Here is a 13408-nt window from a genome sequence, read left to right on the forward strand (position 1 = left end):
TTGCCAAAGAAGTTACTTATGATGCCATCAAAAATACCTGATTCCTGTGATGTCATTGGCTTTTTTTTGTGTTAATTTCGATAATTATAAACACGTGTTGCCATGTCCCTGGATTAGTCCGGCTGTCAGCTATTTATACAAAAAGAAATAAATTTATGTGGAGAAAAGTATTATCTGTAATCGCTGTCATCTTCATTTGTTCTATACAGGCCAGCGTAGCGCAGCCTGCTGGAGAGCGGCCTATGTATGTGTCCCGCTGGGGATACCTTTATGCTGAGGCTGGAAACAAGAATGAACCTTTGGGTGTATTTGCCACGGAAGCACCCGTGTACCCGCTTGACTCCACCCAAACGCAGTATAAGGTGCAGGTCAGCAACGGCGACGTCGGTTTTATCGACTGTCAGCCCCTGAAAAACTTCATGGACGGGAAGAAATCAATGGGCGAACCGTCACAATATTTCTATCGCGGGGCGGAGGGTTACCAATGTCCGCATTTCTATGTACAGGTCTCCGAATTGCGTGTACGGAAGGCGCCGAATACAGGTAGTATAGCTGTTCGCCGGGCAAGGTTGAACGAGATGGTCTGTATCGATTATATGCCTTTGTATAAAGACGGATGGGTGTATGTCGGCGATCATTTTCACGAACAGCCGGAATATGTTCAGGCGAAATATTTAGGTCCGCATTTGACGTATGAGGAAGTACTGAAGGATTATCTGGCAGTAAAAGGCAAGGATGAGGAAAAGGAACTGATTCAGGTAGGGCGACTACGCGAAATCGCATGGGGCGATGGGGACGGCCCGTTAAAGCAGGCGCTTTTCTATTGGAAAGAGTCCTATGCCAATGCGGGAGTGGATAATCCCAAGGTGGATATTGACTTCGAATTATTGCTGGCAGATAAAATCGCGCAAAGGCCGGAGTACGAGGCCTATGGAAAACGAATCCAGCAACTGCAGATGCATTTTATCTGGCAAGGTACGGCATTGTTTGACGGTAAAATAACAGATAAACAGATGAAAGCCATGGATCTGCAACGTGTTGAGGATATTCCAGGTACACCGGAATGTGGCTGGGAACCGAAATATTTTTATAAGACGCCAAATATGATTGTCGCATTTGAGGAAAACTATCAGGGAAAGATCGTGGGATCTGTATACAAAACATATTTTCGGGATGGGGAAATGCTCGTATTGGCTGGCGAGCGGCTCGACGCCAACTCCAACGAGCGAGATTTTGTACAACGCTTTGGCGATCTGCTATATTACGGGGACTGGACGGCGGATCCGCATATTTACCGCATTCAGAACGGCGATGCTGGGCAGTTTATCCTTACATTCAAGGATGGTAGGTTATTCAGCTATGAATGCATGTATTATTGCTAAAGCCGGGGCTTTTTCCGGAAGCACTACATATCAAACAGCAACACTAAGCTTCTGGAGTTTGTGTTTAGCGCCCAGTGGAAAAAAGAAGAAGGGATCAATGATCTCGCTGTGCTCGGTTATTGATCCCTGAATTGCTATGGTCGGCATCGGTTGGGAAGTACCCCCAATCGGTTTTGCCAGCTATTGACGCTTGTGGCAAGCGGAATGGTTTTAGATGACTTCCATTTCAAAAAGACGGGCAATATGTCCTTTGAGTTTTTGTTTGACGTCTTCCATATCCACTTCGGTACCGAGTTCGCGTTTGAGTGATGTGACGTCCTTGTCGTCGATGCCACAAGGGATAATATTGCCAAAGTATTCCAGGTCGGTATTGACGTTGAATGCAAAGCCATGCATGGTCACCCAACGCGACGCACGTACCCCCATTGCGCAGATCTTGCGCGCCGTTGCTTTGTCCGGTTCTATCCAAACACCGGTATATCCGGGGTAACGTCCTGCTTCAATACCATAATCAGCGCAAGTTAAGATAATGGCTTCCTCCAATGTCCGCAGATAGAGGTGAATATCCGTGAAAAAGTTGTCCAGATCCAATATCGGATAGCCCACGATCTGGCCCGGTCCATGGTAAGTGATATCGCCGCCGCGATTGATCTTATAGAACTTAGCGTGTTTCTCCTCCAATCCCTTTTCATCCAGCAGCAGATATTCCTCATGTCCGCTTTTTCCGAGCGTGTAAACATGGGGATGCGCGGTGAAAATCAGGTAATTGGGAGTTGGATTTTTTGTTTCGTTGACCCTGTTGTCATGCTTGATATCCAAAACGCTTTTAAAAATGGATTCCTGTCTGTCCCAGGCTTCCTGATAGTCTACCAGGCCCCAGTCCTGAAACTGCACCGATTTATTCATTGTTTATTCTTTTTAAAGCGGGAGCAGCTATCAAATCCGCTCCCTTGTGTGTTGTCTGATTAGTATAACAAATTATTATACGGGTATCGTGCATTGTGCATTTTGACAACGATATCGTACAATGTTTTCCTGAATTCCTCGATGTTGGTTTTGTTCGTTGCGGAGAGGAAGACGGCCGGATCGGCGTTTTTCGCCATCCAGGAATTGCGGAAATCGTCCAATGTCACCTCAATTTCTTCGCCATCCTGTCCTTCCTCGATCGCCGGTTTGTACAAGTCGATCTTGTTGAACACCGTAATCACCGGTTTGTCCAGTGCTTTGAGGTCTTTCAAGGTCTCATTCACCGCTTGGATATGATCTTCGAAGTTGGGGTGTGAGATGTCCACGACATGGATCAGTACATCCGCCTCGCGTACTTCATCCAATGTGGATTTGAAGCATTCCACGAGGTGGTGCGGCAATTTACGGATAAAACCAACGGTATCTGACAGCAGAAACGGAAGATTGTCTATGACAACCTTGCGGACGGTGGTATCCAATGTGGCAAAGAGCTTGTTCTCGATCAGCACATCAGATTTGGAAATCATGTTCATGATCGTTGACTTACCGACGTTGGTGTATCCTACCAATGCTACGCGGATCATCTCGCCGCGGTTTTTGCGTTGAGTCTCGTTCTGTTTATCGATGGCTTTGAGTCTCTCCTTGAAGAGGGAGATCTTGTCCAGGATAATCCGTCTGTCCGTTTCGATCTGGGATTCACCCGGACCGCGCATACCAATACCCCCGCGCTGACGCTCCAAGTGAGTCCACATACGGGTCAGACGTGGTAATAAGTATTGCAGCTGTGCCAGCTCGACCTGGGTCTTGGCTTGGGCCGTTTTTGCGTGCCGCGCAAAGATATCGAGGATCAGATTGGACCGGTCGAGGATTTTACGCTTGAGTTCTTTCTCAATGTTGCGGAGCTGGGATGGTGATAACTCATCGTCAAAGACCACGATGTCGATTTCTTCGGCTTCGACAAAGGCTTTGATCTCCTCCAGTTTGCCACTTCCGACGAAGGTCGCGCGATCGGGGAAACCCAGTTTTTGCATAAACGTGCCTCTGGTCTCACCGCCGGCAGTCTTCACAAGAAACTCAAGTTCCTCGAGGTATTCTTTTGCTTTCGTTTCCGTCACATTTGGAGTGATCACACTCACCAAGACGGCTGTTTCGGGTTTTATTGCTGTATCGTGTATTTTAAATCTGGCCATTTTGTTATATTAAAATAGTTAACGGTACGCCGACAGACAGCAAGGCCATCTATTTATAGCACAGGGTCTGTTACTAGGGTACGTCCACTTTTTACGTTTTGTTTTGAAAAGGTGAATTTAAGAAAAAACCAATAAATCATCTGTGATTTGCTTACAGGGCAACTCGATATAAGTAAGCGGTCTGTCGCCATCTTTTGCCTAGTAAAAGAAGGGGAGATTTTCTATATCATGTTCATAATGATGCAAAAATAAATAAATTTCATTTTATATGCAAGTGTATAGCCAAGGTCAGCCGATGCCTATTCAAGTCTACTTTCCTGAAAAACTACAGACGTCATGCAGACTTTTTGTCTATTGGGAGCCTGTCCCTGTGTTGGGGGTGGTTGTTCTGCCACAGGTTTGTGTGAAGAAGCATCTGAAGCGTGCGCTATGCCCCCCCGTTGCGTTTCGGCCGTGGCTGCTTTGGCTTTGAGCGGCGAGGTGCGGTATCCGATCAGGAGATCTTATCCCAGGCTATGCCATCCGATTTGCGGGCCAGGAAGCTGCGGAGGAGCTGGTTTTTTGGGCTTTGCAGCATAGGATCTTCCTTAAAGATCGCAATGACCGTATTCCTGCACGCGGTCAGCAAGGCCTGGTCGGTGGCCAGGTTTGCCATTTTAAGGTCGAGTACACCCGACTGCTGCGTACCTGAAATATCGCCGGGGCCGCGTAGCTGTAGATCTACTTCGGCGATTTCAAAGCCATCGTTGGTGCGCACCATGGTGTCGAGCCGCAGACGTCCCTCTTTGCTGAGCTTGTTGCCGGACATAAGAATACAGAAAGACTGCTCGGCTCCCCGGCCTACACGGCCCCTCAGCTGATGCAGCTGGGACAGACCAAATCGCTCGGAATTTTCGATCACCATGACGGAGGCATTGGGTACGTTGACACCGACCTCAATAACGGTTGTGGCAACCATGATCTGCGTTTCGTGCCGGACAAAACGCTGCATCTCAAACTCTTTGTCCTTCACCGGCATTTTGCCGTGAACGATGCTGATCTTATACTGTGGCAGCGGAAATTCGCGCTGCAGGTTCTCCAGGCCAGCCTCCAGATAAATGAGATCCAGTTTTTCGCTTTCTTTGATCAGGGGATATACTACATATACCTGGCGGCCTTTGGCAATTTCCTCACGCATAAATCCAAACATCCTCAGGCGTGAGCTTTCAAAAAAATGAACTGTTTTGATGGGCTTACGTCCTGCCGGCAGCTCATCAATCACCGAGATATCCAGGTCGCCGTACATGGTCATGGCCAGTGTACGAGGAATGGGGGTTGCAGTCATCACCAGCATATGGGGTGGGATGACGTTTTTGCGCCACAGCTTGGCCCGTTGTTCCACGCCGAATCGATGCTGCTCGTCGATGACGACGAAGCCCAGATTTTTGAATTTCACCTTGTCTTCAATCAGGGCATGTGTGCCGATCAATATATCCAAAGTTCCATCTTCCAGTGCCTGGTGGATCAGCCGGCGTTCCTTGGTGCTTGTGGAGCCGGTGAGCAGCTTGATGTTGACGAGATCATCTCCGGCAAGCTCTTTGAGTCCATGATAATGCTGGGTGGCCAAAATTTCTGTGGGAGCCATCATGCAGGCCTGAAAGCCATTGTCGACGGCTAGCAGCATACTCATGAGCGCCACAACTGTTTTTCCGGAGCCTACGTCCCCCTGTACGAGCCGGTTCATCTGGGTACCGGTGTTGGTGTCGATCCGGATTTCCTTGATGACACGTTTTTGGGCACCTGTCAGCGGAAATGGAAGCCGCTCATTGAAAAAGGTATTGAATTTCTCTCCAACCTGACTGAAGCGCTGGCCTCGGAATTTTTGAGTGTTCAGCTGCTTGTTGTTGAGCAGTTTGAGCTGTATGAAAAACAGTTCCTCAAATTTTATCCTCTTAATTGCCTGGTTAAGTTCTTTTTGGGATTTAGGAAAATGGATGGAAGCCAAGGCCTGCTGTCTGGAAACCAGCTGATGTTCCTTCAGCACCTCTTCGGGCAATGTCTCTGTAATACTTCGATAGACGGTTTCGAGGGCGGTTTGCTGGAGGCGCTGAATCCCCTTGGTGTCCAGGTTGAACTTTTTAAGTTTCTCTGTAGACGAATAGACCGGCTGCAGGCTCATATTGCCCACTTGTTTGGCCTGCGGATTGTACAGGTCCATTTCGGGATGGGTAATGGAAATCTGGCCATTGAATTCACTGGGCTTACCATAGATGACGTACGCTGAACCTACCTTGAGCGATTTCTGGAGCCAGGGGATTGACTGAAACCAGACCAGTTCCATGGAACCTGTTTCGTCCCTGAAGGAGCCGACGAGCCGTTTCGTTCTTTTTTCACCGACCAATTGTAAGGATACCAGGCGGCCCAGTACCTGCGCAGCCATCATATCGGGATGCAGTTTCCGGATCTTATGGAATTCGGTGCGGTCGATATAACGAAAGGGATACTGTGTCAGCAAGTCACCAATGGTAAATACCTGCAACTCTTTTTTGAGCACATCCGCCTTTTGGGGACCTACACCTTTGAGGTATTCTATCGGGGTAATTAAACTTAATTCAGCCATTCTTCTCAAATGGCTAAAATACGAAAAAATAATTTTTAGGGGTTAGATAGTTCTACAATGGGTTTTCCATTCTTGCATTGGACTGGCTTGGCCTTATTGATCCGATTCTTTCTACACTTTAGTTTTAGTAAGCCTGTGAGTTATTAATATCCAGGGGATGTTTGTTCATATCCTACGATACCCTTTCCATTGTTGCATCGTACACCCAGAGGCTTCTGATATGCCGCGCAGTTAATTCTAGGTGCGATCAATGGCCGATATACTTCCATCAGTCTGTTGTAGTCGTTGATCTTATTACGCAAAGTGGTTTTGTCTACGGAGCGATGATAGGCAAGGTGACTGGCTCCGCACACTGATTGAATCTCCATCAACTTCCAATCGTCTGCATTTGTACAGGTGACGGGGCTTGCGAACGATACGATCTGGTGATATTTTTCATCAGAAAGGATTTCGAGCTCCTTTTCTGTTTTTCCTTGGTAAGGATTATCGAGATGAGATTCAGATTTACAGACCACAAATAACATGGAGCATGCGAGTAATGTCGTCAGCGCTAATAGGGATAAACTTTTCATCTTCTGTACATTCTATTCGGTCAATGGTTCGATTCAAAGCAGGACAAGCCACTTTGAAGGCAATTCGGTTTATAAACTCAACTGTTCTTTAAACGGACTCCATGATGGATGTGCTACAGTCATCTGTTGGAAAATTCTCGCCTATAGGAATAGGAGCTGGATAGGAGCCCAATTGGTCATTGGCCTTCCGGAAAGCCTGCTGTTGCAATAAAAAACTGTGCTGTGCACAATAAGAATAGGTGCGTTCCCATCGGCATTGAGCGCAGAAAAATTTAGATAGGGCCCTTTGTTTATGTTAGCTCTTGCTGCACGGCTACCGATATATTTTCCTTTGGGCTTAAGGAATAAGGTATCAGTTGATGCTGGGCTAACGGGGGACATGTATCTGGAGGTTCTTAGATCATTTAATCCAACCATAAAGGATGTAAATGTTGCATTAATGCGCGTGTTGGGTCAATTGTTAGAATTTATAGTTTCCTAAAGACCTATATTGCTTTTTTAGAGCTAACTATTTCTTTCTTATTTTTAAATCCCTAACTGTTTTCAAGTTGCCCTGTAAACGATCGTTATTTAAATAATAAGATGTATGTGTTTTATTTAAACTATTTTTTTGCACTAGAGATCTGTGGCTTTTCTTTGAAATTCCGTTATTGATAATTGCCATAATGGCAGGGTCTTCTTTCGAACCGAAATCAGTTTCAATTTCGTCAATAACAGTTTGATCGGCGGGTATACCTTTAAAATAATGACCTTCATTTTTCGAATTTAAGAGTTGATACATACTCAGATAAAGGTCATATTGTTTTATTTTTATTGGGAAAAAACCGACGGGTTTACCAAAAGTTTTTACTCTTTGCTTTCCCGTTCTAGATACACCGATAATTTGTACATCAAGATATGGTCTGAAAATATTAATTAATAACTCGCTTGCTGACGCAGTCATATCACTAATGATAAAGTATATTTTTTTTAGATTGTGCAAACCTGATTCTTTATTGAAGTAAATAGTATTTGTACTTCTTGTATAATCCAAATCATAGAGGGTGATTGGTGTTCCGTTTTCATCATATGTAGGTTTCCCATTTTGATCTAATAAGTATCGGGACTTTAAGATGTCGGCTTTCCCCATTTGCATGAGCGTGTTATAGTGTTCCGAATACATAATTTTCTTGTTCACTGAAGATGGTACTATCATGTTTGCAAGAAAATTGACACTGGCTTGAAATCCACCTTGGTTATATCTCAGATCGACAATCAATTCTGAGACATTGGATTGTTCGAATGTCAAAAATGCGGGTTCTAGATATTTTCTCGTATTTTCCTCGGAAGTAAAACTGTTGTAGGCTAAATAGCCGATTTTAATGTTACTTTTGTCTAATACCAACTTTTTGACTACCGGATTTTGTTCGTATACAGATGCATTTAATCGGACTTCTCTTCTTCTTAAATTTAGATCAAGTATCTCAAATTTAATAAAAGATAGGTTAAGTGCAATTTGCCATTGTTTGATAAAAGAGTTTTCTGAAATAACCTTCTCTCCGTTAATAGAAACAATTTGCATCCCTCTCGTTAAGCCGGCTTTTCCCGCAGGTGAATTGGGGTCTACATAGAGAAGTCGAATATTGTTATTCTCCATCGCGACAGAAATGCCAAAAGGATTCGATAAAGCATAATCCATTATCGGTTTTCTATCGATAGAAGGAAGAGTTTGTACAATAGTCGAGTATTTGGGTAATTCTGGATTTAACAAATTGTACTCATAAATTTCATTTGTTGCTGTATTTTTTGGATAACGTGTTAACTGGAAAATTTCATTTTCATAAAGCTTGATTTCGTTTGTTTGTTCTTGAAAAAACAACTTAGGATTAAAACGATCAATTGCAGGCAATTGATCGTTCCATAAATATACTTGTTGCGCAATACGATAAATGGAGTCTAAACACTCTGTTATTTTACGCTTATTTGATGAAATATCATAAACAGAAATGTCCTTTTTATTGCAAGAATAGAATAAAAAAAACATTACACTAGCTAGGAAAGTATTAATCGATCTAACTTCCATTGTTTCTTGAGTTTTCCTTGTCTAATTTAATGTTCTATTCATCATTAAACTCTAGTCTTTCAAATTGTTCATAATCATTAAATGATTCCGGTAGAACATAATAATAATCGGCATTCGGCTTTAGTTTAAATACTCTGTTTTGAAGCAGTACCTCAAATGAGGTAGGGTAGGATGAGGCAACTTCTTGGTAATAATGTTTTTCAGATAGTATGTCATCGATTGGGGCCTCGAAACCATAATTTTTTAAAAAAAAGCTCTTCGACTGACTATATTCCCCATTTCCATACAATCTTGTAAAGAAATTTCCTTTAGACTTAGTAGAGATAACGAAATCATATTTAAATTCTAAAAAATTTGGTACTTCTAGTCTGAGTGTTGCCGCAGGATCCCTATAGCAGGCAAGGTATGCAGTCGCTCTCCGTGCGATATAACGGCTCAGATTTACACTAGAAGGGGAATTTCCCTGATATGTTCCAGGTTTTTTATCTTCTTGTTTGAAGTTTCGGTACTCAATCCTTACATAGGGCTTGTCAAATGGTCCGTAATTAATTTGAAATGGTGCTGCGAAAAGTTCATTGCCTTCTTTTAACAAAGCTAATTGAAATGCAATTGGCACTCCTGGATTCTCCTTTGAATAGGTGCTATTTGCTGTTAAAGTCTGAATAAATCCTGCCAGCCCTTGGATTTTTTCCGCTGGAGATGAGTCCGTTCCAATGCCTGTATATTTGACTCTGATGGAAGCTTCATTGATTATTTGCTTTTCTTCATCGGTCATATCTTTGCCTAGTCCGACGAGCCCTTTCAAGATGTCGATCTGTTTATAGACGGCCTTGTATAGTTTTTCGCTGCTGTAACTAGACTCTATAACCATGATCCCCATCCTGCCATACGTTACGCTCTTGACAAATAGGGGTGTTACACCTCCTGTAATTTTCGGTATGTCTAGCCCTCTTGGATCGAATAGTTTATCATAACCATTGTAATCCTCGACATCTATAGTAAAATTCTCCTGGGCAAACCGGATCTTCATAGCCGATTTTGAGGCTATCATATGATTCTCCCCTTGTTTGATCGTCTTTGTGTCAACTAGAAATGCATCTATTTTTTTATTGAAACCGTATAATGTCTTTAATTCTTCATAGACGCGAAAAGTGTCCCTATCCACGTCCAATTTAGCGGCTCCGATATCATCAGGGTACAACTTTTCTAAATCACTCAACGCAGCGTTAAATAGCGCTCTTTCTGCAGTTGGCCTTGGTAAATTTGTATAGGCAACTTTTCCTGGAGAGACAGGCATTGATGTAGATATTGTGACAGGGCGAATATGATCAGAAATTCCAAGTAATATTTTGGGTTCGAAAATGGGACCATCTACACTTCTACCGTCTATAATAGAGCCCGGATAGATAATTTTACTCATCTCCGGTTCCACAATGGTAAACATCTGAGCCTTGTACTTTTGGTACAGAAAAATTTGTGCACCTTTAGTATCAACTTCATTGCCCGCGGACTCTACCCATGCCCGTTTTCCTCCAAGCCTCAATGTTGTATCAGTACTGCTTTTTTTCGCGAACCCTTGATTGCTAAATTGTCTAGGGAAGGAATTCGTGTTTACAGTGAATAGGTCTAATTTGGGATCTTTGAGCGATTTCAAGCTGTCGTCAAATGCCTTTTTATCAACATCGAAATGACCTTTTGAACATCCCCAAACGACTAAAAGCAGGCAGAAGTAATATAATCTGGCTTTTGGGACGTAACTTGTTCTATATCCTTTTAATTGTGGGTTCATATCAATTTCATATTTTTAAGTCGCTAGCTAAACTATCTGGGACGCTATCAATTTTAGATGGCTAATAACGCTGAATGTTGAAAATAGTTTTGAACTTAGAATTATCTTTTAGATACTTGGCAGTATAGGAGATCGGCACGCCGGGATCGCTGGCGGTAAAGGTTCCTACATTCTCCGAGATAAAATCTGAGAGGTTCTCCGGATCAGGATCGAGCAACAACTGGACTGTATTGCTTCCTATTTTACTCCCTAATAAATAAATGGTTATTCTGCTACCTGCAAATAGTGATTTTTCTTCTTCAGTGTATGATTCGGTGGTTTTTTTTAAAATCTTTTTAACAACTTTTTCGAAAACAGTTTGCATATCGCTACTTGCCTTATTGGATTCTAGCACTAGTATACCAAAGCGTCCATAAGTGACTGAATTGATATAGACTGGTGAAAAGCCACTAAATACATCAGGCGGAATGGATTTAATGTCGATAAGTTCTCCTTCTACTGGATCAGACATGTCAAAGGTGAAATTTTTGACAGTATAGCTGGCAACATATTTAGAATAGTATCGGGTGGAATTGGAGCTTTCGTTAAATGAAGTGTTTGTCGAGGAAAATAATTTTTTCTCATTTACATTATAACCAAAGGCAAGTTTTACTTCTTCATATCTATTAAATCCCGCAAAGTATTGTGTAAAATCAACAATGGTCTTTCCCGAAAAGTCAGGAGCCATCAAAGCGTCTCTTAAAAACATCCTGCTGTCTGCCAAACTAGCAGTTGGTATTGTTCCAAACGATTTGCTTGATGGGAATGAAAGCTGCACACTGATTGGCGCTCTATCATAGCCAAAAAGAGTTTCAAATTTATCAGTTGCTATCGAGGATGCTTTTAAAATGGCCCCCGGATAGATGTAACTCGCATTTGATGGGGTTATTATCATTTCGTCAGACTCATAATATGAAACGGTTCCAACTCCCGATGGAGTTGTAGTATCCCGCAGATGTGTCAAAACAGCTTTTTTGCTAGGGCCAAATGAAGATTCTGCCCCAAACTTTTTGCTTTCAATAATAACGGGTGTAACAGGTTGGATTTTTAAATCTTTAAAATAACTTGATAGTAATTTTTTTTCACTCTTTTGAAGATCGGTTTTCTCTTGATAAGGCTTGTCCTTTTTACACCCGCTTAATACCAAAAGGAATAAGACTGATAAAATGTACAGTTTTCTTCTCATGACCATTGTTGATTATTATAAGCAATAATTAGTTCGTAATATTCAGTTGAAACTTGTTTCTGAAAGTTCCAAAATCACGTAAATAGTTCAATGAATAATATAAGATAACTCCTGGATTGTCTGGTGTGAAGTCTCCATTTTGGGCAATCACCTTTGCAAATCCAGCTAAGCCTCCCGTTACTGCCTCAACAGTGCTCTTTCCATCAACCCCGATAATATAAACTTTTATTCTTGCATTTTGGATGGTTGCTTTTTGTTCCTTGGTAAGTCGTAGATTGAGTTCTGCATAAAATTTATCCCCCAATTTTCCAGTAGCGGATACACCCAACATTTCGGCAGAAAGATTGAATGCTACGTTCAACGTTTGTTTTACCATTGAATAAGATGAATCAGATTCCATAATAAAGATCCCCTTACGCCCGTAAGTCACTGAACTCACAATTAATGGTTCATATGGTCCAATTGTTTTAATATCAAAGCTTTCCTTTAAAAAAGGTTCATATATAGGCGGTTCTATATTAACCGAAAAATTTTCTTGAGTAAATTCTGCGCGCACTTTTGTCTTGAACTTCGACTTGCTGAGTGTATCCAAATAGTCAATTTTCAATATTTTTCCTAGATCCAGATTTGCGCCAAATGATTTTTTTAGCTCTTCTGTCTTCTGAAATTGGCTCTGCTCATAGGTAAACGACTGGATTTGGGTGCCAGATCCTGCTTTTAATGCGTTTCTCAAATATTCCCTCTCTACTCTTATTGACGGTAAAGATGTTCTTGCGATGCTGTCAGTTGGGAAGTTGACATACATCGTAATAGGATTCCGGTGTTGAGGTGCGATGAAGACCGTATTTACATTGTCAACATTGATAGCATCTTCCCCCTTAATAATGGCTCCAAGGTATAATTTTTTTCTGGTGTCGTCTAAAACCGCTGGTATTTCGGTGGATTCATAAAAAGCAGTTTTCCCTGTTCCATCGGCCCAAATACTGTCTTTTAGGAATGTCAAGGAGTTTTGCTTTGTTTTGTTTAATAGCCCTTTCACTCCATCTTTATCAAAATTGGATAAGTTAAATACTGTAGGTCCAAAGACATATTTTTTGAGGCTTTTGGCTTGTGTGTCGGCTTCTTGACCTTGACTGGGTACCAGATCCTTTACTTTGGAACATGATGCGGCTAACAAGCCAAGTAGAGTTACCGGCAGAATAATACTTTTAATTGTTTTCATGTGCAAAATTTATTGATGTTGTGTTTGAATTTTGTGTGATTAATGAATATGTTTTTAAAAGTATTGAAATTAATTTTTTTTAATTTATTTTATTTTTTTTCTACACATTTGTGTAGTGATAGGCCAGTATGTTTCTTTCTTTAAGTCTGTGTTTATGTATCTTTTGCTGAAAGATATTTGTGGTTCTTTTTTTTAATGTATTATTTTCAGAAGAACATTTTTTTGAAAATATTGATTTTTAATATAAAATATATTCAAGATAGCTCTGTGTTGATTGGTTGTCGTAAGGGTTAAAGAAAAAGATCTTGATATATTACCGTCCTAAAAGTGCAAATGGGTGTTTTTTTTGCCGCAGCTTGTCCAATAACAAAAATAAAGATCTTAAAGAGCTTATGGCTACG

9 protein-coding genes are annotated in these 13408 nt (G+C 41.9%); 1 reads left to right on the forward strand and 8 read right to left on the reverse strand.

The features are described 5' to 3' along the window. The first annotated feature begins 155 nt into the window (after window positions 1-155). Window positions 156-1382 carry a hypothetical protein gene (locus FGL37_RS09025; protein ID WP_028071773.1) on the forward strand — a complete coding sequence of 409 codons (1227 nt, stop codon included), beginning with the start codon at window positions 156-158 and terminating at the stop codon, window positions 1380-1382. 210 nt (window positions 1383-1592) lie between these two features. Here FGL37_RS09025 and lipB read toward each other — a convergent pair whose 3' ends face one another. The 8 genes from lipB to FGL37_RS09065 all read right to left on the reverse strand — a co-directional run bounded on the left by lipB (window position 1593) and on the right by FGL37_RS09065 (window position 13007). Beyond that, window positions 1593-2288, reverse strand: a complete 696-nt coding sequence (gene lipB, locus FGL37_RS09030) for a lipoyl(octanoyl) transferase LipB (protein ID WP_028071774.1) — start codon at window positions 2286-2288, stop codon at window positions 1593-1595. 59 nt (window positions 2289-2347) lie between these two features. Next, window positions 2348-3538, reverse strand: coding sequence for a GTPase HflX (gene hflX / locus FGL37_RS09035; protein ID WP_028071775.1), 1191 nt, complete (start codon window positions 3536-3538; stop codon window positions 2348-2350). A 493-nt stretch (window positions 3539-4031) separates the two neighbouring features. Beyond that, window positions 4032-6137: an ATP-dependent DNA helicase RecG gene (gene recG / locus FGL37_RS09040; protein WP_028071776.1), complete on the reverse strand. Its 2106-nt coding sequence runs from the start codon at window positions 6135-6137 to the stop codon at window positions 4032-4034. Between the two features lie 143 nt (window positions 6138-6280). Then, complete coding sequence (locus FGL37_RS09045; protein WP_138096757.1) at window positions 6281-6709, reverse strand: hypothetical protein; 429 nt, start codon at window positions 6707-6709, stop codon at window positions 6281-6283. 508 nt (window positions 6710-7217) lie between these two features. Continuing rightward, on the reverse strand, window positions 7218-8771 hold the full coding sequence (locus FGL37_RS09050; RefSeq protein ID WP_081817990.1) for a S41 family peptidase: 1554 nt from the start codon (window positions 8769-8771) through the stop codon (window positions 7218-7220). Window positions 8772-8805: 34 nt separating this feature from the next. Continuing rightward, entirely contained in the window at window positions 8806-10560 is a 1755-nt protein-coding gene (locus FGL37_RS09055) for a thiol-activated cytolysin family protein (protein WP_028071780.1), read from the reverse strand. A 61-nt stretch (window positions 10561-10621) separates the two neighbouring features. Further along, window positions 10622-11785: a thiol-activated cytolysin family protein gene (locus FGL37_RS09060; RefSeq protein WP_028071781.1), complete on the reverse strand. Its 1164-nt coding sequence runs from the start codon at window positions 11783-11785 to the stop codon at window positions 10622-10624. Window positions 11786-11813: 28 nt separating this feature from the next. Next, a complete protein-coding gene (locus tag FGL37_RS09065) occupies window positions 11814-13007 on the reverse strand; it encodes a thiol-activated cytolysin family protein (RefSeq protein WP_028071782.1) in 1194 nt (397 codons plus the stop codon). Window positions 13008-13408: the final 401 nt, after the last annotated feature.

Origin of the sequence: Sphingobacterium thalpophilum, from assembly GCF_901482695.1 — a bacterium.
Classification (GTDB): Bacteria; Bacteroidota; Bacteroidia; order Sphingobacteriales; family Sphingobacteriaceae; genus Sphingobacterium; species Sphingobacterium thalpophilum.

What these genes read in the sequence shown, in the direction of transcription:
- recG (WP_028071776.1), bottom strand. Translation starts at nt 6,137, where the DNA reads ATGGCTGAATTAAGTTTAATTACCCCGATAGAATACCTCAAAGGTGTA.
- FGL37_RS09025 (WP_028071773.1), top strand. Translation starts at nt 156, where the DNA reads ATGTGGAGAAAAGTATTATCTGTAATCGCTGTCATCTTCATTTGTTCT.
- lipB (WP_028071774.1), bottom strand. Translation starts at nt 2,288, where the DNA reads ATGAATAAATCGGTGCAGTTTCAGGACTGGGGCCTGGTAGACTATCAG.
- FGL37_RS09065 (WP_028071782.1), bottom strand. Translation starts at nt 13,007, where the DNA reads ATGAAAACAATTAAAAGTATTATTCTGCCGGTAACTCTACTTGGCTTG.
- FGL37_RS09050 (WP_081817990.1), bottom strand. Translation starts at nt 8,771, where the DNA reads ATGGAAGTTAGATCGATTAATACTTTCCTAGCTAGTGTAATGTTTTTT.
- FGL37_RS09055 (WP_028071780.1), bottom strand. Translation starts at nt 10,560, where the DNA reads ATGAACCCACAATTAAAAGGATATAGAACAAGTTACGTCCCAAAAGCC.
- FGL37_RS09060 (WP_028071781.1), bottom strand. Translation starts at nt 11,785, where the DNA reads ATGAGAAGAAAACTGTACATTTTATCAGTCTTATTCCTTTTGGTATTA.
- FGL37_RS09045 (WP_138096757.1), bottom strand. Translation starts at nt 6,709, where the DNA reads ATGAAAAGTTTATCCCTATTAGCGCTGACGACATTACTCGCATGCTCC.
- hflX (WP_028071775.1), bottom strand. Translation starts at nt 3,538, where the DNA reads ATGGCCAGATTTAAAATACACGATACAGCAATAAAACCCGAAACAGCC.